This is a genomic window from Aliivibrio sp. SR45-2 (genome assembly GCF_963890165.1).
GTDB lineage: Bacteria > Pseudomonadota > Gammaproteobacteria > Enterobacterales > Vibrionaceae > Aliivibrio > Aliivibrio salmonicida.
The window spans coordinates 214,417-238,650 of the sequence record NZ_CAWPRC010000111.1 but is presented as its reverse complement, the minus strand read 5'-3'; the positions used below and the strand labels follow the sequence as shown (position 1 = coordinate 238,650).

Below are 24,234 nucleotides of genomic sequence, written 5' to 3'. Positions count from 1 at the left end.
TCAATGAAGGTAATCAATAAACAATTCTAGAGGAATGATATGAACCTATTTTTAGACTACGCCTCGTTAGGGATACTTTTTGCTGTTTTATTAATACTTATTTACGGCTTAATTATTGTGCATGATATCCCTTATGAGATGGCTCTTAAGCGAGATCACCCTCATGCTGACGCAATACATGTAGCGGGTTGGGTTAGTTTGTTTTTTCTTCATGTTCTGTGGCCGTTTTTGTGGATTTGGGCAACGATGTATAACGGTGAGAAAAAAGAGTGGTTAGGTGAGAGAAAAAGTGTGTCATCAGAAGATTATTCATCTTTAGTTGCCCGCCTTGACGAATTAGAAAAGAATAGTAAGGGGTAAAAAGATGGAAACAATCATCATATTAAGTTACATCGCTTTATGTATCATCATATTTAAAGTTTGTAATCTTCCGAGAAATAAATGGACGATTACAACGGCTTCTGTCATTGGCCTGTTCCTTGTTGGTTGGATATTTTTATACATGGCGATGTATCAACCTGTATCCCGTATGGCGAGACTTTATAGTGTGACGACGCCAATTACCTCGCAAGTTGAGGGCTTAGTAACCAAAGTATTTGTTCAGGGTAATCAAGAACTAAAAGCCGGAGATCCTTTATATCAAATAGATAAAACCCCTTTTCAAGATAAAGTGAATAGAGTTCAAAGTGATATCAAACGTACAGATTCAGCGATTGATTTTTACCAAGCCGAGTTTGCTAGATATAAAAAATTAGGAACGAAAGGATTTTCTTCTCAAGAAAGTATCGATGATATTAAATCTCAATTATTACAACAAAAAGCGAATAAAAATAAATACTTAACGCAACTTGATTTGGCTAAATTTAATTTGGAGCACACAACGGTGGTTGCTCCTACTGATGGTTATGTTACGCAAGTCGCTTTAAGACCCGGAATGAAAAGTAGAATTGTTCCTTTTCAAGGTAATCTTGTCTTTGTTCACAAAGAGGACAAACAGTTATTTGCAGCATTTAAGCAGTCTCCTGCTCGATATATTAAGAAAGGTTATCCTGCCGAAGTTACCTTTAATACGATCCCCGGACACGCCTATAAAGCGCATGTTGTTCAAATAAATAATATTATAGCGCAAGGTGCAATTGCTCCATCAGGAGTTATGCTGGCTCCTGAAAACATTAGCCAAGGTGGTCGGATTTTAGTCAAGTTAGAGCTAGACAACCCATCTTTGATGGATGGAATGCCAATCCCTTCGGGAACTGATGCTCATGTCGCGGTGTATTCACCAAAATGGGAAATGTTCAGTCTTGTACGTAAAGTCATACTTAGAATGCAAAGTTGGGAGAATTGGGTATTTGAGGGATAAATAACCAATCGATCTAATATTAAAGGCGAGACTACAATCATAGTGTCGCCTTTTTTATAGGCAGTAATGATGAATAATAACTAAGTACTATGGTTTTTTAGGAACAGAGTTAATGATGGCTTCTCGCAGCCACTGGTGACCAGTATCGTTTTTTTGAGTTTGATGCCATGTCATATAAACGGGGATTTTATTTGTTTCAAAAGGAACAGGAAATATATTCAAACCAAAACTCTCTGCAACTTTAATTGCATGCCATCGACTGGTGACACATAACCAGTCCGTTTCTGACGCTAACATAAGTGCTGTCGTTGTTGAGCCTGTTCTATAAGCCACTTTTCTTTCTGGAAGATTATTTTCAATAACTAAAGAATCAAGCGTATTCGTATTTAATCGCTGTGTTTTCCACATAAGATGGCTTTCATTCATGAAGTCTTCCATCGTTAGAATGTCTTTTACTCTTGGATGGTTTTTGCTTGCTGTTACGACTAGCTCTTGTTCAAATAAAACGTGATTAATATAACCATGATCGGTCAGTGGTACGGTCGCTAAGATAACATCAACGCTTCTGTTACGGAGAGCATTTTGTCTATCCTGTTCATTTAAATGTTCTATATCGGCATCGATGGTTATATTCGGGGCATGTTGTTCTTTATATTTGACTAACGTTGGCACCATCAGTAAATCAATATCTTTATGACTAGAGATACGAAAGGTACGCTGACTATTTTTTGGTTCAAACTCTAAACGAGATTTTGAACCGTTGATGAGAAGATTAAGAGGACCTTGAATTTCACTATGCAGTTCTAAGGCAAAGCTAGTGGGGGTAATTCCTCTGCCTTGACGGATAAAAAGGGTATCTTGGTATTGCTCTCGTAAGCGATTTAACGCGTGACTTACCGCTGGGGGCGTCACGTTTAGTGCTTCCGCGGCTGCATTAACACTTTTTGATTTCATCACTGCATCAAATGTTTTAAGCAGGTTTAAATCCATCGTTATCCTCTTTGTATATTTGACTTTATACTTAAAGAGAGTAGTTCATTCCCGATATAAAAACACGGGTAAATGTCTTCTTTAACATTGTCTTGGCTGTATCATCAAAAGTAGCCGTCAATACGACGGCTACTATGGGCATAACGTAACTTTATTCAGACAGTTCAGCCGCCGTATCAACAAAAATCCCTTGAATGTCTTTTGCTTCACGCTCAGTTTGACCACCGTGTTTTAGAAACGCAGAGATAATGCTCGCTGTTTTTTGCTCTTTAGCACGCTCTAAGAAGTAGCGTAATTCTAGCTCTGCACCTGCGTCTTCGTCTTTAATTGACGTGCTGATGATTTCTTTGTACATCACGATATTACGAATGTCTAAGCTACTAATTACCCCAAGCGTCATGGCTAAAAATGCCTCCATTTCTGCTTTAGGTACAAATTGAGTAATGATGTTTAAGTTTTCAGCTTGTTGTGCAGTGAAATCGTTACCCAATAGCAGAGCTTGTAATGCTTTGTTTTTACCCATTCTTCTTGCAAATTGCACCGCACCCTGACCACCAGTTGGAATATTTACGTGAACTTCTGGTTGAGCAAATGCAGCATTCTCAGTGGCATAAGCAAGATCACACGCCATAACAAACTCATTACCGCCCCCACGAGCTACGCCATCAACTAAGGCAACAGACACTTGTTTCATCGCCTTGATATTCATGATCATGTGGTTGAACTCAATAGATGCCGCTTGACCACCTTGAGTGCCGTTAATCACATTAAGATCAAGGTGCGCTAAAAAGAACGTTTCATGCAGTGATTTAAATACAACCACTTTCGTATCTCGGTCGTCTTTTAAAGAAAGCACAAACTCATTAATTTCGTTGATTAGATTAATGGTCAACACATTCACTGGTGGGTTGTTGATAGCAACGGTTGCGATGCCATTTTGGTTAGTGATTGATAATGTTTTCATAATGTACTTCCTCTAAATCGCCTATCGGCTAGTCAAATATAGTAACGTTGAAAGGGCGTCCTCTCCGTTAGTGAGATAACTATAAACAATCTATTAGATGAGAAAAATACCGTTAATAGCATAATATTGATGCTAATATTGCACCAATGTATATTTATCTATTCTCATGAGGCTCATATGGATTTTTCTAATCGTTTACTGTTATTGCTTGAAGTGACAGAGCTTGGCTCTTTTACTAATGTTGCCGAGCAAAAGAACCTAGATCGCTCTGTTATCTCAAAACAGATAAGTCGTTTAGAAGAGGAACTAGGGGTTCGGTTACTTAATCGCACCACTCGTTCGTTGTCGTTAACGGCGGCAGGCAATGAGATGGTGAACCAAGCGACGCAATTACGTGAATTGTTGAATAACACGCATCGCTTGGCGCAAAACTACCATTCAGAGCCAAGAGGGATATTAAAGATCACTAGCTCAATGATGTTTGGTCGTCAGTACGTTCAAGATGCAATTTCTGTTTTTCAGAAACAGTACCCTGATGTGAAATGCGAGCTGAGATTAGAAGATAGAGTCGTTGATATCGTGCAAGAGGGCTTTGATATTGGCTTTCGTATTGGTAAGCCAAAGAACTCGAGTTTAATTTCTCGTAAGATTGCCCGAAGTCGTTTATTAATTGTCGCCTCTCCAGATTTCATTCAGGAACACGGTCAGATAGAGACAATTGAAAAATTAGAATCACTGCCAGCGACGATTTATGCCGCGCCTGGATTATTCATTAATAAATTCAATTATCTTGATGAGAACGATATTGAGCAGCAGTTTCATCTAAATACCGCTTACAAAGTCAATGATGTTGAAATGGTAGTAAAAAGCGCACTGGCAGGAAATACGCTAGCAGTTGTTACCGCACAAATGATTGAGGATGAAATCATTGAAGGTAAGCTTATACCGATCATGACGCATTTGAATCTTGAGGACTTTGGCACTTTTTATGCCGTGTACCCACATCGAGATGCACCCATTAAAACCAAGCTATTTATTGATGTTTTAAAGTCAATTATTGGAGAGGATTCACCGGTGTGGGAACAAAATATTCCGAACTTTGCAAAGCTGTATGGGGGTAAGAAGTAATTTGGTTTGATATTTAAAATATTAACTATGTGACTGAAAAACAGAGAATAATTATGGTCTTAAGTTTTCTTAACCTTGATACTTACTCTAAAAAAGGATATTGAACTCCTTTATGTGTAAAGTAAATTTTTAAGAATACGGGTAAAGTAACACAGACAATCTATTCATCAATTAAAGGAATAAACTATTATGAAAGTTCGTTTTTATCTTCTTGCTGCACTTAGTATGACGTCACTATTTGGCTGCGGAGGTGGTGAACAGTCACTCAAAGTGACGGCCAGTGCATATACTTCAAGTGTTGGAGAAACCGATTCGACGCCAAACCTTGCTGCTTGGGGTGATACGCTTAAGCCAGGAATGAAGTCAATTGCAGTGTCGAGAGATCTTATTGATATGGGGCTTACTCATAATCAAGAAGTGAGAATCGAAGGGTTTGAAGGTACATACCTTGTTCTGGATAAAATGAATAAGCGCTGGAAAAAGAAAATTGATATTTACATGGGCAACGATGTTGAAAAAGCAAGACAATGGGGCAAGCAAGACGTTGTCATCTATTGGACAGTGAAAGAAGATAAGTCGTAAACTTTGCTACTATAAATTTTAATTATCTTCATAAAGTGACATCTTAGTGATGTCACTTTTTATTTTTTAATGCCTCAACGATAACTCACATCCTCGTTATCTATTTATTTTATACCGTGTATCCACACTAAAACAATCCCATTAAACCACGTTATTTATTGCTGTTGTAAAGTCAACTATCGGAGAGTGTTCTACGATTTTTGGAGTTGAACATCCCGAATTTTGCCAATTGATAGGGTGGTAAGACGTAAATAATGGGTTTGACTTTAAATCATGACTTGCATGAGTTAATGTGATTTTTAATCATTGCTGTGTCACCTTATAGTTAATTCATCGAAACAAAATGAGTGATACAAAGGTGAATGTTATGGCTGTACGAACCTATTTTTTATTAACGGCGTTAATGCTATCGACCACGGTTGCAGCGGTTCCAAGCATGCAGCTTAAAATGGATGTGCAAGAGCGGATATTAAATCAACGACAAAATGAAATGAAAGAACCGCTGAGAAATACAGACTCTACCAAGCGTTATAATGAGAGAGAACGTTATTTAGAGTTGAAAGCGGAAGAGCTCAGTAAGCAGCAAATGGTTCCTCAGCAAGCGTTGTTAACACAAACCAAGCACAAGTAATCAGCTTTAAATAATGGTGAATACAATATCAATAAAATATAGAGATACACTTGTTGAGTTAGCCACATTTTCGATATGAGTTATCGATCCTAAGAGAGCAATTATGAGCCTTAAAATAGTAGAAGTGTCAGCAGAGCATAACAAAGAGTTAAGCCGTGTTATTAAATGCGTAGGCGAAGAATACGGAGCCGTCGGTGAGGGCTTTGGTCCATCGGATGCCGAAGTGGATGCAATGAGTTTGTCTTATACTAAAGAAAACCGCAGTCATTATTTGGTCGCGTTATTGGATGGAAAAGTCGTCGGTGGCTGTGGCCTTGCCCCCTTTGGTAATGATGAGAATACCTGTGAATTGAAAAAGCTGTTCTTGCTTGAAGAGAGCAGAGGGCTCGGTCTTGGAAAGCAACTTGCTATCGCGTGTCTAGCGTTTGGTAAAGAACAAGGGTTTACTCAATGCTACCTTGATACGCTTTCCAATATGGTCGCGGCAGTGCGATTGTACGAAAAACTAGGCTTTGAACATTTACCGCAACCACTTGAAGACACGCTTCATGGTGCATGTGATGTTTGGATGCTAAAACAGCTGTAAATAAGAACTCAAGGATGAGGTATGAATAACTACAAACTGCTACGCCCGTTATACACATTGCTACAGACTCGAAGTTTGACTGAATCTGCGAGGCGATTAAACGTCACGCAATCAGCAATGAGCAGAACCTTAACTCAAATAAGATCCGCCTTTAATGATCCTATTTTGATTCGGGAGGGAAACCAGTTTGTCGTGAGTGAAAAAGGTGAGACATTGCTGAAAAAACTGCCATCAATATTGGCTACCCTTGATGACTTATATGACGTAGAGGTTTTCTCTCCTAAAGAATGCACCCGAGAGTTTACACTGGCTTACACCGCCTTTCTTTCTGAATCCATTGTTCCCGTTATATGCAAAGAAATAGTGGCTCACGCACCTAATGCATCCTTATACGGTCAACTTTGGCAAGAGCAACACATTCAAGCGCTCTCAGAGAGTAAAATTGAGTTAGTGGCCTCCACGTTGGATCATTTTCCAGAAAACATTTATGGAAAGAAACTGATCGATGATGAGTACGTGATCATCATGTCTAATTCACATCCCTTAGCCAATCAGCCATTGAGCCAACAGGCTTACTTTGAATCAAAGCATGTATTAGTTCATGGATTACGAGAAATGAAGCAGTACGTTGGTGAGTTATTTCAGCAGCATAAGAAAAAAAGAAAAGTGCTCGCAAAGACTCCATCATTTACTTCTGCCATAGAACTTGTATGCCAAACAGATGCGCTTGTGACGGCACCGCTGCATATCGCGGGTCAATTTTCCGATAAATTACCAATCACAATTCAACCGTTGCCGTTTGAGCTTCCACTGCATAGTTATTATTTACTTTGGCACAGTAAATACCAGAATGACTCTGCTCATCGTTGGTTCAGAGAGCAAAGTTTCTTACTGTTACAACAGCATTTAAAAGAGACGTATGACGCGGGTCATGGCCATTTACGTACGATTAATATTTGAATTGGGTAGAACTAAAAATGGAAGACACGAAAAGACGTTAGCAAATTCTCCTCTGCTAACGCCTAATTTAACGCTTAATCAATGTTACACTCAGTACAGCTTTGTAGTGCGATTTCGTGCTCAAAGATTGCGGTATCGTTACCTTCTGCCAATAGCTCTGCTATTTCATCCGCTACTTCTTTTTCATCTTCGGCTTTTACTTGATCCGCTAGTTGTTCTTCTGAATAACCATAAAAATTCAGCAATAAGTAATCACGAGCTTCGTCTTTAGTGCAAGTCACGTTTACTGAAAGCTCTGATTCAATGCCTTCTTGCGCGATAATTGCAGCCGCTTGTGCTACGACATCCTCTTTCATCGCCGCCGTTAACCAGCCAAGATCCGTGTTTACTTTGGTTTTTTTACAGTTAAAACAAGGCAGTTGTTGAAAGTAATATTGAAAATTAGTCATGGGTAACTCTCTTTGAGTGTTGTATAGCAAGATTATGCGTGTTTTCGGGCAAACACACGTAACTTAAGGTTAGATTGAAAGGTTAGGAAACCTTTATAGCATAAGGGCCGGAGGCCGAAAATATAATTTTCAATTTTTCATTAAACAATTTGTGTCTTACACCCTTAGGTGTTCATCTAAATAATCGTTAAAAAAACCACAAAATCACAACACTATAATCTAAATTTAAGCTCAGGATATATTGACAACAGCCTTCTCAAACCCAACATTCATGCAGATTTAAGTAGGCGTAGTGAGCCTGCACGTTATTCGAAATCATTCTGACTACCAAGATTATTTTCAAATTTCTGCCAAAATAAATATTGACCTGTCTAAAGCTTCATAGTTTATAGTTCACTCATAAATGAGAGGGGAATCCATGTATCGTATTTCTGAATTGGCACAAAAAGTTGGATTGAGCCGTTCGACTTTGCTTTATTACGAAAAACTCAAATTGATTTCTGCCATACGGCAGAGCAATGGGTATCGCTGCTATACCGACAAAGATGTTCAACGTGTAAAACTATTACAGCAACTACAAGCTGGCGGACTAACCTTAAAAGAGTGTCAAGCATGCTTGAAGGCTCAAATCGACAGAGAGCTGCTACTTCATAGACTTAATGTATTGAATGAAGACATCGCTCAAAAACAAAAAGCAAGAGAGCTTCTTTCCTCAATGCTTGGAATGAACTCTATGAAGGACTGGCACCAGTCAATAGAAAAAGAAGCTCCGTCAGCACACCTAGAATGGTTAATGAAACAGGGCTTTAGTGAAAAACAGGCACTGAGACTAAAATGGTTGTCCAAAGATATGAATAAACATGAACAATACATGGCTGATTTTGAAGCTATTTTCCTAGGGCTAGACTTACTGGGACCCGGTGATGATGGCGACTCTCTTAAAGCACTAAGATCGATACCAATTAGATCTGGCGATGTACTTGAGATTGGCTGTGGTAAAGGAGTCACAACAACTTTTTTGGCTAAAAACTCAACTTTTAATTTAACAGCACTCGATAATGATGAGTATGGTTTAAGCTGCCTTAAAAAGAAAATTAAAGAAAACGTTCTTGAACATCGAATAACAACAACTTGTGCCAGCATGATGGCCATACCATTTTCTAAGGGGGAATTTGATGTGCTTTGGGCAGAAGGCAGTGCCTATATTATGGGAGTCAAACAAGCACTAAAAGAGTGGAAGTCATTTCTAAAAAGCGATGGCTACTTAATTCTTAGTGATTTGGTTTGGTTAACTGATAATCCAGATGCCGAAGCCGTAGAATTTTGGCAACAAAACTATCCAGAAATGACGACGAGTGAGCAACGGATTAAAGAAATGGTGAAAGCAGGTTATGAGGTTATCGATAGCTTTACACAGAGTGAGCAGTCATGGCGCAACTACCTAGAACCGTTGCAACAAAAGATCACTCAGGTTGAAGATGAGGACTTCATTTCCAATGCACTCACTGACTTACGCAAAGAACTACAGATACATGCTCAATACTTAGGTCAATATGGTTACCAAGTATTTGTACTAAAAAACAAAGGTTAAAATATGAAAATTAGAGCAGAAACTAATTCAGACATTACTGAAATTGAATCACTTACTTATCGAGCGTTTAAGAATCATCCACATCATGAACCAGAAGCTAAGCCAACAGAACACCTGATCATCAATAGGTTACGTGACGCTAAAGCATTAACACTATCTCTAGTTGCTGAAGATGACACTGGCATCATTGGTCATATTGCTTTTTCACCGATTTGTGTAAATGGAGAAGACTCTTTTTGGTATGGCATAGGCCCTGTATCCGTGATCCCTGAGCGTCAAGGTGAAGGTATCGGTGGTACACTTATTCGTGAAGGTTTATCACAACTTAAAGCGCAAGGTGTTGAGGGGGTGGTGTTACTGGGTGAGCCAAAATATTATGGCCGATTTGGATTTGAGCCACAATCAAATCTTATACTGCCAGGGGTTCCATCAGAGTATTTCCTTGCTCTATCGCTAGCTCATAAGATTCCAACTGGAGAAGTGGCTTACCACTCTGCTTTCTTTGACGAATAATAAATAAAGAGAAATTATTATTCGTTTTATTTTGACAGTTATATTGTTGTCCTTCATTCAGTAAATGGTGTGAATGCTTTAGATAATAACGCAGTATCTAAGGTTGGTTTTGCTATATCAAATGAAGCAGAACAAATGGCATATCGTGCTATTGAGAGTGACAACATCACTTATATTCATTCACGGTTGGAGTTTGGATACGAAGACCTTTTTCTGCGCAGTTCTGGGAGTATTTAAGTACGGTTCTTTAGCTACCAGTCATGAGGGAAAGTTTTATGATTTCAGCAGCACGATCTGCCATTGAGCAATTGCTTTAACTCGAAATGGGGCAATAACGAGTGAGATTATCACCGACCGTTGTATATCTAGAAGCACTGTTGGTGAGGATGAATATTCTCTAGAAGATGATCCCCCCCACTTCTGGATTATTTGGATTCTGTTGTATTCGCTACTGTTTGTATAAATTCAATGAATCAAAGTTCTGTTATTTCATGTGCTTTACAACCTACGCTCTGCGCTTTTTAAACGCGTGCCAGCCTGCACTTAAGATCGTTTTAAACACCACACCAAGCGCGCTTAATTTAGGATCGGCATTTTTCCCTGCGGCAATGCGCCACATTTGGTGTTCGTACCACACCAATCCAACCATTCCTATTTTATCAAGCGCAGGTTTGCCTGTCGTCGGTACGGTTAGCGGCATTCCATGGTTTGGGTTTTCAATGAGTTTATTAGGAAAATCAGGATCAACTGCCATGGTTCGTGCAATGCCAATAAAATCGGTTGTTGAGGTGTTTAATGCTTCATTCATCGCTTGTGCAGAACGAAATCCACCAGTAACGACTAACGGTGTGCTCACTAGCTTTCTCACTTTTTCCATGTAATCCATAAAATAAGCTTCACGTTTAATGGTGCTTTCTTTTACTGGCGCTTGTTTATCTTTATCTCCCATCATTGATGGACTCTCATAAGTTCCGCCTGAGATTTCGATCAAATCGATACCGTTATCACTCAGAGTTTGCACAACTTGCATCGACTCTTCTTCAGTGAAGCCGCCTTTCATAAAATCAGCACTATTAAGTTTAATTCCAACTGGGAAATCATCGCCAACTTCTTTACGAATGGCACGATATACTTCCAGTACAAAGCGAAGGCGGTTTTCTAACGAACCACCCCATTTGTCATCGCGTTGGTTGTGTCTTGCGGATAAAAATTGACTGACAAGATAACCATGAGCCCCATGAATTTGTACGCCGCTAAAGCCCGCTTGTTTTGACAATTTTGCACTGAGGGCAAATTTATTAATAATGTCATGGATCTCGCTATCGTTCAGTGCTCGCGGAGTATTAAAGCTTTTTTCTAATCCACGGCCTAATGATAGTGCAGATGGGGCCACAGGATCAGCGCATAAGAATTTAGGAATTTGTTTACCGGGATGGTTAAGCTGCATCCATATTTGTGAGTCGTTTTGTTTGCCTGCATTTGCCCATTCACTAAATAATGCTAAGTTACTTTTCTCATCCAAAACTACATTTTTAGGCTCGCCAAGTGCGCTTCTATCTACCATTACGTTGCCAGTAATAGATAAACCAATACCACCGTTGGCCCAACGCTGATATAGGGTCGCTAAGTCAGAAGTAGGGTTGTGTTGCTTATCGCCAAGTTGCTCACTCATCGCCGATTTGAACAGACGATTCTTAATGACTTGGCCTTTAGAAAGGGTAAAAGGATTACTGAGAGTAATTGAATTCATGTTTGCTCTTACTGTTATATTCTTTTTGTATGATGAGTTAAGTATGCCCTATTTTATTGATGGTTCCGAGTATCTAGCGTCTCTGAGAACATAGCGTCGATGTCTATTTGATTGAACAAGAGCTTTGGGTGCGATGAGTAAATTGCGTTATCATTCACTACCTCCTAAATTTGATTGTTGTTCTTATGCCTACGTTTTCTTTTTCACTGATCCCGGTAGGGGTTAGATTTATGTTTCTTTCTGCTCTTGGATTTGCGCTTATGTCGGCGTGCGTAAAATATGTGAGTAATGATGGCATTCCAGTATTTGAAATTGTTGCAGCGAGGGCTCTTGTTTCTTTGACCATTAGTTATTTAGATGTGAAACGGAAAGGAATTTCGATATGGGGGCACAATAAACCCTTACTTCTTGCTCGTGGTTCGGTAGGCACAGTTGCGCTTATGTGTGTTTACTATGCGGTGACAACCTTACCTTTGGCGGAAGCGACGATATTGCAATATGTTCACCCTATATTTACGGCATTACTTGGCGTATTGTTTTTGAAAGAATATATTCAAAAATCAACCATGATATGCATTGCTTTTTGTCTTGTTGGCTTGTTTGTTATGGTTCAACCAGGCATGAGCAGTGGAAGCTCGAATGAATTACCTGTTTTTAGCGTGATACTTGCGTTATGTGGTGCGTTGGGAAGCTCGATAGCTTATGTGATTGTGAGAAAATTAAGTCAAACAGAAGACAGCTCAGTGATCATATTTTATTTCCCATTAGTAGCGTTACCTATCTCAAGTGTGCTGATTTGGAATGATTTTGTATGGCCAAGTTTATTCCTTACCATGATCCTGATTTTAATCGGTATTTTTACGCAAATTGGACAATATGGATTGACCAAAGCCATGCAAACCCAAGCGGCGGGTAAAGCATCTGCCTATTCTTATGTTCAGGTTGTGTTTTCTGCGTTATTAGGTGTTTGGGTATTTAATGAAATGCCATCAATGTGGACGTATCTTGGTGGTGGTTTGATTATTACGGGTGCGCTAATCAATGTATTTGGTAAACAGCCTGTTTCTATTTCTGAACAAAGTGAATCAAGAAAATAATGACCTTATTTGATTCGCTATTTTGGGGTAATAACAAATCAGTTATTACCCCTCGTTCTAAACTCGTTTAACTCTACATCCCCCCTCAGGCACTACTCTTTGTTTCTTCTCTAGCATCTCAAACACCACCAATAACACCGCGGCAATTACCGCACCTACAAAGCACAAATACAATGCGCTGTAGTAATTATATAATTCACCCACGATACCAACCGCTACGCTTGATACCAACACACTGATATTCAGCATGTTTGAGAACAGGGTAGATGCGGTGCCTAATCGATCTTTCATCATATCTTGCAATGCCACCATACCTAACGTTGCACAGACACCAATGAAAAAGCCATTTAATACTTGAGCAATAAGCATAGAGGTAAAGCTCGTTTGTGAAAGCATAACAAGAAAGAACAGTGCACCAGAGATGACACCTAATATCATCACTCGAATGGTGCCCATTTTCTCGGCCATTTTCCCCGCAGCAAGCATGACGGGAATTTCACAGGCGGCAGCCATTCCAAACATCAATCCTAGCCAACTGACATTCACTTTTAATTCTTGTGAAAGATACAGAGGCATACTGGTGATGTATAGGTTATTAGCAGAAAACGCACACACGATGATAAGACAATATAAGAGAACCATTCGACCAAGAGGTTTATGTTCAACCACGGTAGCTCTTTCTTCTTTTGTTACGACATTATCGGGAATGAATTTCGCAATCACTAATACGGCGGCGGCGACGGTAATGGCCGAAACTGCAAAGGCTGCACTGAATCCAAATTGTGCTTTAAGCATAAAAGCAGCTGGAGGGCCAAAGACCCATGCAATCGCAAGGCCTGCTCTCATCGTTGCTAAAAAACTGGTGCTGTTAGCGACGTATCTATCGCCATATTCTCGACCTAACGCAAACAACTGCCCAAAAGAAGCACCACTTACGCTACCAAATACAACAGCAACCGTGATAGCCAACCAATAATCACGTACTACGGTAAAACTAGAGACCAAAATTAGGTAACTAAGTAATGACACAATTAGAATAGTTTTTCGATTCCAATGGCTGTCTGAGCGTTTAGCAATAAAGTGAGAAACAACGACCGAACTACTTACCGCAAGCGTCATATACAGACTTAGCATCATTGGTGATGCGCCAAGTTCTTCAACAATAAACAGACTTGATAGTGGATAAAAAAAGGCACCACAAAGCCCGGTGACAAAGGCGGTAAAAATGAACAGCAATGAGGTTCTATCTTTATACATAGTGAAACTCCAACATACGAAACTTGTTTTTGGTTAGGTGATTTAATTTACGGCTAGTCTACTTAATGTTGAGGGGGCGATTGATGTTATTCAAGCTACCTCTGATACTATTCATTCATTTTATAGCCCGCCTTTGACAGATAAGGCTTATCGCGCTAGCCTGAAACTCTACAAAATAGTGAGATTAGTAATGAAACCATTTAAAGAACACATACAAAACCAACCCAGCTTTGATTGGTTATTTAATGAGTTTTATTGCAGTGCGAAAGAGGATGAATTTACTTGCTCTTGGCATTATCACTCTGAGTATGAATTGGTGCTGTATCTTGATCCTGAAGAGGCATTTCAAGGCAGTTATTTTGCGGGAGATGCGATAGGGGAAATCAATCACAATACTCTATTGCTTTATGGCCCGGGGTTACCGCACATGGTGGCCGGAAGAAGTGTAAAACCAGAAAGGCATGATAATCATCACACGGTTATTGTGTGGTTTGCTCATCATTGGGTTGAGCGCCTGCAAGTCGTATTACCGGAAGCCAGAAACATTAAGCGTTTACTGGATAATTCCGCGTATGGGCTTTCTTTTAGTACGGATATTACACGTAAAGTGGCCGAGCTATTAAATGACGCGAAACACTTAGAACGCCACTATCAAGCGATAAAAATAATAGAAGTGCTGATCAGTCTTTCGGATGATATTGCCGCAAAAAAATTATCCGCTACACCTTATCGAATTAAACAGGTAACAGAAGACTCTGAACTGCATCAACGAATTGAGCGAGCGTCTCGTTATATTGAAAACTACTATGGCGAGGGAATAAAAATATCTGATTTGTGTAAAAATCTGCACATGAGTGAAAGCTCGGCATATCGAATGTTCGAGAAGCATTATGGGATGAGTTTTTCAGATCATTTAAAACAATATCGAATAGGAAAATCGTGTGAACTGTTAGCAAGCACTAACTTACCGGTTACTTTAGTGGCTGAGAAAACGGGTTTCAAAAATATATCTAACTTCAATCGCCAATTTAAAGAGCTAAAAAATATGACGCCGACAGAGTTTCGACGCCGATTTAATTAGCATGATACATCAGTACGATCTTATCGAAGGGTTGATTATTTTTGGTTAGAGAAAGTAGATCTAATCGATTCGATAATAATGGATTTTAACCAACAATGAGATGGACTAGTAAGCGTTCTTCGGTGCTCAATTAAGTTAATGTTTACCATGTAAGGCTCACTATTAAAGGCTTTTATCACGGTAAATTTATCCCCTAATGTTGAGTCTTGTTCTAGTAAATGCCCGCCAATGATAAGCCTGTTTGTGTCTTTAATGGATTCGATTAATGTTGATAGTTGTCCTGATCTTAGGGCGACGCTTCTCTTTTTACCTTGCTTTATCAGCTCTGCATCGAGTGGATTAAGGTATTCCCCTGTTGATCGAATATCGAGTGATAAATCCACAAAAGAATATTCAAGACAATCATCAATGGTGATGCTTTCTCTTTGCAATAAAGGGTGGTTTAAAGCGCCATAAATGACAGGGTAGGTATAACCAATCTTTTCTGAGTGGTATTCATCATTGATAACGGTATCTTGGATGTGTATGGAGAAATCAACATGGCCTTCTTTGAGTAATAAAATAGGGTCAATTGCTGATGGGTATTCTTCAAGGGTGACTTTAGGGGCAATATCATAAATAGCTTTGGCTAATGGTGCGGTAAGCAGTTTACTCATTAGTGGTGGTGTTGATATGCGAAAGGCTTTTTCACATAACTCAGCGGAAAAAGTGGTGCTGTTTACTAAGCCATCAAGCGAAAATAAAATCTCATCAAGTTGCGACTCTAACTCTAGTGTTTTAGCGGTAGGTTGTAAGCCATTTGATTCACGATAAAAAAGAGGATCATCAAATAGGTCTCTAAGGCGGCCTAAAATTCGACTCATTGCTGGCTGGGAAAGATAGAGTTTTTCTGCCGCTCGTGACACATTTTTTTCTTTGATTAATACACTAAGAGAAACGAGTAGGTTGAGATCAATTCGAGAAAGTTCTTGTTCCAGTGTTTTCATACGTCCCCTTAATTGTATTAATAACAAACAATGATATTACATAATAGCATATCAGTTATGTGATCTTATGATTTCTATAAATGCCATTTAGAGTCTATTCTTTAATCAATCCAACAGAATTGAATAACCGCTTAGGAACGATTAAATGAAATTTCCCCTAATAACTAAAAGTGTTTTACTGAGTGCAATGGTTACGGCGACTGGCGTATCTGCTGCTCAATCAGCAGAGAGCTTAAATGAATTTTTTGCTAACGATGGCGCAGTCGTAACCGCAGAGATGTACCCAGCGTATGAAACATCTCACCAAATGCTTAAAAACCAAGATTTGGTTGGCATAAATAAGTTTTTGCATAAGCGTGAGCTTACGCCAACCGATGAGCAGCCAGTAGTTCGAATGAATCGTGATACCTATTATTCAATGGCCGTGGTCGACGTATCAAAAGGGGCAACAGTGACCATGCCAGAGCTACCTGCAGGTAAATATATGTCTGTTCAGCCAATTACTGAAGATCACCGCATTCAACCTATGTATTACGGGGCGGGTACGTTTGAGTTATCAACGCATACTGGTAAGCACCTTTATTTAGTGATCCGCCTTGATGCAACGTTTACTGAAAAAGAAGCGGAAATGTACCAAGATCAAATGCAAATTAATGCGAAAAGTGCTGAACCATTTACCTCTGAGAGCGTGAATCAAGCGTCTTTTAAACAAGTTGAAGATGCGCTAAAAGCAAAAATGCCAATGATTAACGAGCGTGATGGCAGTGATGCGTTAATAGGCATGTTTACTGATATTGATGATGAATCGAATACCTTATTTACTCAAGAAAAGTACGAAGTAGGTGCGGCTATTGGTTGGGGCGGTGCTCAAATGATAGATAATATCTATGAAGTATCAGGTAACTACCCTGCGGATACGTGTTATCAAGCAACGTTTGAAGATCCTAAAAACAAAGCGTTTTGGTCTATCACGGTTTATGACAAGTCAGGCTTTATGTTTAACGATGTAGCGAACGTAAGCTCTAATACCGCAACAGTAAATAAAGATGGGACTTACACCGTCAGCTTTGGTTGTGGTGCAGATGCCCCAAATAATATTGAAACCGCGAACGATTCGGGTGTATTTAACTTAGGTATTCGCCATTACCAACCAAGCGATAAAGTTCGAGTCGATGGTTACCGTATTTTACCAACAGTGAAAGCGAAATAGTTGATATAAAGTGAATTAAATCATAAGCCGCTAGATACCTTCTAGCGGTTTTTTATGGTTTTGTTTTACGTAATTCTCAATTAAAAGCTCTGGCTATACGACCATTACTGCTTAATATGCAATTACTAATATAAGCTGGGATAAAAACAGATTGCCCCTTAGCCAATACCATTGTTTCCCCATTCGGACTGCGTAATTCTAAATCACTGTCTATTGCCATTAATATTTCAGCACCGTGGTTCTCAACGTTGGTCTCTTTTGGCGAATGGATAATGCTGAAATTAAAGTCATTCACTGGAATGCCGTAGTTATCGCAGACCCCTTCTTTTTTCGGTGACAAAATCAGTTCATCAAAGGCAATGGGGTGAAAGTGAGTACATTCGACAAGTTCATTCACATCAATGTGTTTTGGTGTTAGTCCTGCTCGTAATACATTGTCGGAATTTGCCATTATCTCTAACCCCGTTCCTTTTATGTAAGCGTGTGGTGTATTAGCACTTAAATACATGGCCTCGCCTGATTGTAACGTGATTACATTAAGAAGCAGTGGAGATAAGAGCCCAACATCATTAGGGTATTGATGGCTTAATTCTATGATTAAGGCAAATTCAGTTTGATTTTGATGAGCTTTGGCGTAGGTCAGTAGTTGATCTAATACGTTGTGTTTTCTCTGCTCACTTAGGGTTAATAAACCGCTGAAAAATGTCTTTAATCCTTGTGGGGTAAGTGTGTGACTAAAATCCTCCACTAGGTCTGTTAACTCAAAAATACGCAAGGCAGCAAAGAATCCCATGATCTCATCGTATGTACGAAACCCATTCATCGCTTGGTAGTCAGTGAGTGCGTAAATCAATTCTGGTTTATGATTCGCATCTTTATAGTTTCGGTGATCGGCCGTGAGCGGGATCCCTGCTTGTTCTTCTTGTTCAAATCCCTTCTCTGCTTGGCTCTTATTTGGATGCACCTGAATTGATAACGCTTTATCTGCCGCTAGAATTTTAAATAAAAAAGGTAGGTCATCAAATTTTTGGGCAATATCAGAAGATAAATAAGCCGATTTATTGGAATTGATTAGCTCTGATAAAGGCATTGGATGTTGATCAAAGATCACCATTGAACAACCTTTAGGGTGAGTTCCCATCCATACTTCAGCTTGTGGTTGTTGTGATTCATTTTCAAAACCAAATAGCTCATGAATAGAAGAGGAACTTCCCCATGCATAGTTTTGAATTTTGTTTTCCATTAGGAAGAAGGACTGAAGTGATAAATGGTTTGATGACATGAATTTTTCCGTAGTTGACTCTTCGAATTGGTTCGGAAGAAAGTGATTTCAGTGGTATTGGGTTAGCTGAAATACTAGAGAAGACAAAGAGCCTACACATGAGATAGGGTCTTAGAATTGTTAGGAAAAATTCTTAGAAATGGGGTGGAGATATAAAAAGCGTGAAAAGAGTCACATTGCTGATGTGATGTAGAATTAAGAGCGTAATGTCTTATGTCATTCTTATTGTCCAACTTGAGTAAATCGCAAGTCTGTAACTATATACTCAAGTTGGTGTAATTGTGATGGAGTGTTTATAAACGAGGTTTTGTATCCATTGTTTTCTGGGGTGATTGAGCTTGTAAGAAAGGTAAAAGAAGAAGCCCTATTACAGCAGCGCACGTCGAAATAGTAACGAAGAAGCCTGTCCAGCCATAGGTTTCTAAAATGAGAGCCAATGGATAACCAGATAATGCCGCCCCCATATAAGCGAAGAGACCAACAAAACCAGTCGCTGCTCCTGCGGAATCTTTGTGCGAGCATTCTGCTGCTGCCATACCAATTAACATTTGAGGGCCAAAGACAAAAAATCCTATACAGAAAAGCCCGGCGGCTTGAAAAACAAAGTTAGTCAAAGGCATCAGCCACAATGCAGACACCGATAAGAAAATCCCAATCGCAAACAAGATATTCATTGGTCCACGGTTGCCTGCAAACAACTTATCAGACCCCCAACCGGCAACGAGCGATCCAATAAATCCACCAATTTCAAATAGGGATAACGCAGCGTTAGCATTGATTAAACTGTAGTTATGCTCTTCAGTTAGATATAAATTTCCCCAATCATTAACAGCGGTTCTCACGATATAAACCAACACATAACTAAAAGCGAGTAACCAAATATACTTATTGCTAAATACATAGGTTTTTAATATCTCTCGGTAGCTTAACCCTTGCCCATGGTTCTCTTGCGCTAATTCTAAAGGGTCATTTCGCCATTGTCCTACGCTAGGTAATCCCATGGTTGTTGGCTTATCACGTAAACGCCAACAAACGATTAAACCAATAACAATGCCTATGACTCCGGGCCAAATAAAGCCAGCACGCCAGCTATAATGCAAAGTAAGATAACCAACCAAAATTGGGATAAGCGCACCACCAATATTATGTGCGGTGTTCCATGTTGCCCAGCGAAACCCTCGCTCTGATCGTGAGTACCACGTCGTTAGAAGTTTGGAACATGAAGGCCATCCCCACCCTTGAAACCATGCGTTCAACATCCAAAGAGAGATAAAGGCCATTAAAGAGCTAGAAAAACCAAACGCGATATTAATAATCCCCGTCGCTATCAGGCCAATGCCCATAAAATAGCGAGGGTTTGAGCGATCCGAAATCGTGCCAGAGATAAATTTTGATAGACCATAAGTGATATAGAAAAGGGTGCCAATTAAGCCTATGTCCCCTTTATCTAAGCCCAAATCGGTGATCATCGCTGGGGCGGCATAGTTGAAGGTTTTACGAGTAAAGTAAAATCCGGCATAACCTACGTACATTCCTAGCATGATATGCAAGCGCCAGTAACGATAGCTTTGATTAATCTTTTCCTCACTCAATGGCGTGGAATTTGAAGTCGTCGAGCGTAAAAATCCAAACATATTTATACTCACACTTTAGGTAATGCAATGCTGATTTTAGTACCAGAAAGCGGGGTGTTTGAGTTAATTACCATCTTTCCTCCAAGAGCTTGAACCCGTTCTTGCATACCGCGAACCCCCATTCCGTTCATTAAATCTTGTGCTTTAAAACCAATGCCATTATCAGAAATTAAGAGGGTCACTTGGCTATCTAATATCAACGTAATGTGGATCTCACTGGCCTCTGCATATTTATAAGCGTTGTTTAATGATTCCTGACATAAACGAAAAATGGTGACTTTGAGTGTGTCACTTAAACACAGGTAATCACCTTGCCAATTTAAGTTTATATCAACGCCATGATCAGAAAATTCCATTTCTCGGATCAGTTGTTCTACGGACTCTTTGAGATCGAGATCATCCAACATCTTTGGTCTTAGTTTCGTTAATAATCGTTTAGTGGTGTCATATACATTTAAGGAAAGTGTTTCTATCGTATCAGCACAACGAACACTCATCTCGGCGGCATCAATACGTTTTATGATGTTTGCCTGAGTTCGTATTGCGGTAATATTCTGGCCAATCTCATCATGTAATTCACGAGCAATATCACGACGAACCGATTCTTCAGCAGTAATTAATTGACGAGATAGGTTTTGATTACGAGAGAGCTCACTGCGTAATTTATGGTTTAAATCTTTCTGTTTTTGCACCGCTAAACCAAGCAATATACCTGTAATGGTTTGTGCAGAAAGAGATAATAGTAAGTCGGTAATTTCTAATTTAGATACGCCACTATGGGCTGCTATTAATGCGACGCTATTGAAGAGTGTGGCTAATAATGCACCTTGCCAACCGTAACGAACAGCAAGCAATATAATAGGGATCGCCATACAAAAAGGAGCAAAGCGTCTTAACTCTTCAGGCAAGCTCGTCTGTATAACAATACTGGCAATAAATAACAGGCTATACAGCGAAATATGACGAATTTTAAATTCAACAACGGTATTTATTAAGTAAGAACTGAGTGGTGCCCATTTGTTTTGGAAAAGGTAATTCCAGACTAAATAACACATAGGAACCAACATTAAACCGCCAGTGATACTGACGAGCCACACCATATAAATCGAAGAGACATGGAAACCAACGGCAGAAAGATTAATAAAAGCCATGATGATGATGACGCTTGTCATGACCAATAGATGGCGATTCTGATCACCGTAGTAATAGCGTTTAGCTAATAGAGTTATTGGAATACTTAATGTGCTGGCAATGAGAACGGTTAGCCACTGAGGCTCATTAAGTAAGAGAGCGAGAGCAATCGTCAGCCCCCATTCTGCAATATAAATAGCAGGCCAGTATTTTGCCCGTGTGTGCAGTGCTATCCCTAATCGTAAAGAAAAAGGAAACAGTAAAATAGCGAGTTCTGGGTCATTAATGAAATAGTAGGCAATGACCCATAAACAAAACCATGAACAACCAGCCATAAAAATGCCACAAACAGAAGTGGCTAAATAAGTTCGCATTAGTAAGCGTCTTGAGAGAACAGTTTGGCTAACTCAACGTTGTTTTTAACGCTCAATTTATCCATTGCATTGGCACGGTGAACATGGACGGTTTTATGGCTTAGCCCCAATTTTGTTGCGATAGACTTAACATCTAGTCCATTAGCTAGTAATTGACACACTTCGTTTTCTCGACGAGTTAGCTGGCTGAGTGATGTGTTCCTTTTTACTGGTGTGGCGAGTTTTATTGCAATATCAGGAGTAAGGTAACACCCCCCGTTTGCTCCTGTTCGAACGGCTTGGATCAGTTCATCAGGACTGCAACGTTTACTTAAATAGCCTTTTGCGCCCAGTTCTAAAGACTTTTCAACCATAGCGGGAGAGTCGTGCACACTAAGCATAATACTGGCGATGCCAGAGGGAATATCTTCGAGCAGGCTTAAACCACTTTCATCTTGCATTGAAATATCTAGGATAACGACATCTGGATGACAACTCGGAAGCCCGCGGCGAGCTTCTGCTGCAGAGCTGAATTCACCTACCACAGAGATATCAGATTCTAGGCTGAGTAATTGGGCGAAACCAGAACGGACAATGACATGGTCATCAACAAGTGCAACATTAATCATGATATTAACCAGAGTGTAGAGTGAGAAACGGAATAAACTCCAGTGATAGGAGCGATAAGAGAATCAATATTAAGACAGAATAATGATACTTAATTGATCGGATGATTTGTATGATCTCGTGCGCTTTACGTAAGTTAAGCGCGCGAAAATTGATTACGCTTGTTGTGCAGCTAAGTGCAGTTTTTTGGCGTGGCGGATCTTTTTCTCTTCAGCTATAGCGACGAAAAGAAGTAAGACAATACAAATCGCGGCGGAGGTATCTAATGCGGCGAAAGTACCTTCCCAGCCAGTTAAGCCGAAGATAGGCGTGCCATCGGCAATCATACCAAGACCTAGTTTTGCAAAGCTGTCACCAATTAGGTAAGCAAAAGTGCCTTTTACGCCATCAGCAACACTGATCGCTTTTTTCGGAACAAAACCAACAGCAGCAACACCAATCAATAGTTGAGGACCAAACACTAAGAAACCAAGTATAAAGAGTGACCCAAGGTACATGAACTCACTGGTTGCATTTTGATAGAACTCAAGCGATACAATGATAAAACCAAGAGAGACACAAGCCACCAAAGCACGGCGGCCATTAGCGAGATCGGATAAATAGCCCCACATTAGCGTGCCAACAAGTGCTCCAACTTCAAACAAAGTGAAGCCTGTGATAGCGGTTTCTTTTGATAGGCCAAGTTCTTGGTATGCGTACACGGTTGACCATTGATCGATACCGATACGAACAATGTATAAGAAAATGTTAGCGAAGCAGAGTAACCAGATCACTTTGTTTTTAAGTACGTACTCAACAAAGATCTCTTTTTTCGTCATGTGGTTTTCTTCAGCGATGGTATCTTCTTCACTGATTTCTTCGTCAAAAAGCTCTTCTACCGTACCTAAACCGTAAGCTTCTGGAGAATCATTACCAAAGCGCATCCCAATAAAACCAACGATGATCGCGATAATAGAAGGAAAAACGAACATACCAACAACGCTGCCATTAAAAAAGTAGTTAGCACCAAATAGAGCGACACCAGCAGCACCAGCACCACCGACATTATGGGACATGTTCCACAGGCCTAAATATGAACCGCGTTTATTACGTGGCGTCCATTTAGTGATCGTGGAATAACTTGATGGGCCACCTGTACTCTGGAAGAAACCACTCAAAGCATAAAAGGCAACCATCATGAATAAACTGGCACTGCCGCCACCCATGCTGAAACTGAATCCTAGCATCGCTAAGCCAGAAAGAATAAGCATGAAAGGCAAGAATTGTTTGGTGTTTTTACCATCGGCATAATAGGAAACAACCGTTTTACCAATGCCGTAAGTGATTGAAAATCCAAGGCCAATTAAGCCAAGTTCTGTCATCGACAATCCGTAAGTTGAAATCATGTCGTTTTGTGCGACATTGAAGTTTTTACGAATCAGATACATGGTTAGATAACCAATAAACACGACCAAGTAAGATTGTAGGAAAGGTTTAAACCACATCTTTCTTCTGACTTCTACCGGAAGATCTAGTGTCGGTTTTCTAACCTGTTCTAGGAACTTTAACATTGTGAACTCTCTTATAATGTATGAGGGTATGCATGAGGAGTTAATCCTCAATGCGTTCTTTATTTATTGAATTGGTTGAAATAGTAGAGAGTGGAGAGGAGGCTTGCATGAGAGAGGGTCTTAGAATGACTAGGAAAAATTCTTAGAAATTAACGAGGTGTATAGAAAGCGTGAAAAGAGTCACATTGTTGGGCATAAAGAGGAAATGAAGTCATTGCAGTGAGTTAGTTGGTTATTTATTAAATGGAAAATCGTCAATATTTAAGTTGAATAACATCAAATTCAATTGTTCAAAGAACATATAATGATTCTATTAGGGGAATGTTTTAATATTTAAAATATTGAATTTGATGGTTAAATTCAGAAAAGAAAGAAATAAATAATCATGCAGATTGATGCTATAAAAGTAATACTTTCGATGATCCATTCTTTGTCATCCCAGCCGAGCATTCTAATTTCTGATGGGGTGAAGTTGATTTCTAAGTCTTCAAAATCTTCATTTAAATCGCACATAACACGTCC

24 protein-coding genes are annotated in these 24,234 nt (G+C 39.6%); 12 read left to right on the top strand and 12 right to left on the bottom strand.

Translation table 11 applies throughout. The features are described from left to right. The first annotated feature begins 39 nt into the window (after positions 1-39). Complete coding sequence (locus AACV33_RS06070) at positions 40-360, top strand: DUF3302 domain-containing protein (protein ID WP_017021161.1); 321 nt, start codon at positions 40-42, stop codon at positions 358-360. A gap of 4 nt (positions 361-364) precedes the next feature. Then, the gene (locus tag AACV33_RS06065) at positions 365-1,360 is read left to right on the top strand and encodes an HlyD family secretion protein (RefSeq protein ID WP_065611246.1); all 996 of its coding nucleotides are present in this window, start codon (positions 365-367) and stop codon (positions 1,358-1,360) included. 87 nt (positions 1,361-1,447) lie between these two features. Here the strand turns inward: AACV33_RS06065 and AACV33_RS06060 are convergent, their stop codons facing one another. Continuing rightward, complete coding sequence (locus tag AACV33_RS06060; protein WP_182699201.1) at positions 1,448-2,350, bottom strand: LysR family transcriptional regulator; 903 nt, start codon at positions 2,348-2,350, stop codon at positions 1,448-1,450. Between the two features lie 151 nt (positions 2,351-2,501). After that, positions 2,502-3,314 (bottom strand): enoyl-CoA hydratase/isomerase family protein, encoded by an 813-nt coding sequence (locus AACV33_RS06055; RefSeq protein ID WP_182699200.1) that lies wholly within the window; start codon positions 3,312-3,314, stop codon positions 2,502-2,504. A 177-nt stretch (positions 3,315-3,491) separates the two neighbouring features. On the opposite strand from AACV33_RS06055, the gene AACV33_RS06050 reads away from it, so the two are divergent. The 5 genes from AACV33_RS06050 (at position 3,492) to AACV33_RS06030 (ending at position 7,201) form a co-directional block, all read left to right on the top strand. After that, positions 3,492-4,442: a LysR family transcriptional regulator gene (locus tag AACV33_RS06050; RefSeq protein WP_182699199.1), complete on the top strand. Its 951-nt coding sequence runs from the start codon at positions 3,492-3,494 to the stop codon at positions 4,440-4,442. Between the two features lie 189 nt (positions 4,443-4,631). Next, positions 4,632-5,024 carry a 3D domain-containing protein gene (locus AACV33_RS06045; protein ID WP_017021154.1) on the top strand — a complete coding sequence of 131 codons (393 nt, stop codon included), beginning with the start codon at positions 4,632-4,634 and terminating at the stop codon, positions 5,022-5,024. 367 nt (positions 5,025-5,391) lie between these two features. Then, positions 5,392-5,655, top strand: coding sequence for a hypothetical protein (locus AACV33_RS06040; protein ID WP_182699198.1), 264 nt, complete (start codon positions 5,392-5,394; stop codon positions 5,653-5,655). Positions 5,656-5,758: 103 nt separating this feature from the next. Next, on the top strand, positions 5,759-6,241 hold the full coding sequence (locus AACV33_RS06035; protein ID WP_023602747.1) for a GNAT family N-acetyltransferase: 483 nt from the start codon (positions 5,759-5,761) through the stop codon (positions 6,239-6,241). 21 nt (positions 6,242-6,262) lie between these two features. After that, positions 6,263-7,201 carry a LysR family transcriptional regulator gene (locus AACV33_RS06030; RefSeq protein WP_182699197.1) on the top strand — a complete coding sequence of 313 codons (939 nt, stop codon included), beginning with the start codon at positions 6,263-6,265 and terminating at the stop codon, positions 7,199-7,201. A 74-nt stretch (positions 7,202-7,275) separates the two neighbouring features. Here AACV33_RS06030 and AACV33_RS06025 read toward each other — a convergent pair whose 3' ends face one another. Next, on the bottom strand, positions 7,276-7,650 hold the full coding sequence (locus AACV33_RS06025; RefSeq protein WP_182699196.1) for a hypothetical protein: 375 nt from the start codon (positions 7,648-7,650) through the stop codon (positions 7,276-7,278). A gap of 418 nt (positions 7,651-8,068) precedes the next feature. Here AACV33_RS06025 and AACV33_RS06020 point away from each other — a divergent pair, with 418 nt between their 5' ends. After that, on the top strand, positions 8,069-9,241 hold the full coding sequence (locus tag AACV33_RS06020) for a MerR family transcriptional regulator (protein WP_017021150.1): 1,173 nt from the start codon (positions 8,069-8,071) through the stop codon (positions 9,239-9,241). A gap of 3 nt (positions 9,242-9,244) precedes the next feature. Beyond that, positions 9,245-9,754 (top strand): GNAT family N-acetyltransferase, encoded by a 510-nt coding sequence (locus AACV33_RS06015; RefSeq protein WP_017021149.1) that lies wholly within the window; start codon positions 9,245-9,247, stop codon positions 9,752-9,754. 505 nt (positions 9,755-10,259) lie between these two features. Here AACV33_RS06015 and AACV33_RS06010 read toward each other — a convergent pair. Then, positions 10,260-11,504, bottom strand: coding sequence for an NADH:flavin oxidoreductase/NADH oxidase family protein (locus AACV33_RS06010; RefSeq protein WP_182699195.1), 1,245 nt, complete (start codon positions 11,502-11,504; stop codon positions 10,260-10,262). Positions 11,505-11,689: 185 nt separating this feature from the next. On the opposite strand from AACV33_RS06010, the gene AACV33_RS06005 reads away from it, so the two are divergent. Further along, positions 11,690-12,601, top strand: coding sequence for a DMT family transporter (locus AACV33_RS06005; protein WP_182699194.1), 912 nt, complete (start codon positions 11,690-11,692; stop codon positions 12,599-12,601). A gap of 57 nt (positions 12,602-12,658) precedes the next feature. On the opposite strand, the gene AACV33_RS06000 is transcribed toward AACV33_RS06005, so the two are convergent. Further along, the gene (locus AACV33_RS06000) at positions 12,659-13,858 is read right to left on the bottom strand and encodes a sugar efflux transporter (RefSeq protein WP_182699193.1); all 1,200 of its coding nucleotides are present in this window, start codon (positions 13,856-13,858) and stop codon (positions 12,659-12,661) included. Between the two features lie 190 nt (positions 13,859-14,048). On the opposite strand from AACV33_RS06000, the gene AACV33_RS05995 reads away from it, so the two are divergent. Then, a complete protein-coding gene (locus tag AACV33_RS05995) occupies positions 14,049-14,939 on the top strand; it encodes a helix-turn-helix domain-containing protein (protein ID WP_182699192.1) in 891 nt (296 codons plus the stop codon). A gap of 35 nt (positions 14,940-14,974) precedes the next feature. Here AACV33_RS05995 and AACV33_RS05990 read toward each other — a convergent pair whose 3' ends face one another. Further along, on the bottom strand, positions 14,975-15,925 hold the full coding sequence (locus tag AACV33_RS05990) for a LysR family transcriptional regulator (RefSeq protein ID WP_182699191.1): 951 nt from the start codon (positions 15,923-15,925) through the stop codon (positions 14,975-14,977). A gap of 145 nt (positions 15,926-16,070) precedes the next feature. Between AACV33_RS05990 and AACV33_RS05985 the strand changes: the two genes are divergently transcribed. Then, the gene (locus AACV33_RS05985; protein WP_182699190.1) at positions 16,071-17,135 is read left to right on the top strand and encodes a DUF1254 domain-containing protein; all 1,065 of its coding nucleotides are present in this window, start codon (positions 16,071-16,073) and stop codon (positions 17,133-17,135) included. A gap of 76 nt (positions 17,136-17,211) precedes the next feature. On the opposite strand, the gene manA is transcribed toward AACV33_RS05985, so the two are convergent. From manA to AACV33_RS05955, 6 genes are all read right to left on the bottom strand, one after another. Beyond that, positions 17,212-18,417, bottom strand: coding sequence for a mannose-6-phosphate isomerase, class I (gene manA / locus AACV33_RS05980; RefSeq protein WP_182699189.1), 1,206 nt, complete (start codon positions 18,415-18,417; stop codon positions 17,212-17,214). 293 nt (positions 18,418-18,710) lie between these two features. Further along, positions 18,711-20,051, bottom strand: a complete 1,341-nt coding sequence (locus AACV33_RS05975) for an MFS transporter (protein WP_182699188.1) — start codon at positions 20,049-20,051, stop codon at positions 18,711-18,713. 8 nt (positions 20,052-20,059) lie between these two features. After that, positions 20,060-21,556, bottom strand: coding sequence for a signal transduction histidine-protein kinase/phosphatase UhpB (gene uhpB, locus AACV33_RS05970; RefSeq protein ID WP_182699187.1), 1,497 nt, complete (start codon positions 21,554-21,556; stop codon positions 20,060-20,062). After that, complete coding sequence (gene uhpA, locus AACV33_RS05965) at positions 21,556-22,164, bottom strand: transcriptional regulator UhpA (protein ID WP_065611225.1); 609 nt, start codon at positions 22,162-22,164, stop codon at positions 21,556-21,558. The genes uhpB and uhpA overlap by 1 nt, the downstream gene beginning before the upstream one ends. 153 nt (positions 22,165-22,317) lie before the next feature. Then, the gene (uhpT, locus tag AACV33_RS05960; RefSeq protein ID WP_065611223.1) at positions 22,318-23,712 is read right to left on the bottom strand and encodes a hexose-6-phosphate:phosphate antiporter; all 1,395 of its coding nucleotides are present in this window, start codon (positions 23,710-23,712) and stop codon (positions 22,318-22,320) included. A gap of 360 nt (positions 23,713-24,072) precedes the next feature. After that, positions 24,073-24,225, bottom strand: coding sequence for a hypothetical protein (locus tag AACV33_RS05955; protein ID WP_175365422.1), 153 nt, complete (start codon positions 24,223-24,225; stop codon positions 24,073-24,075). Positions 24,226-24,234: the final 9 nt, after the last annotated feature.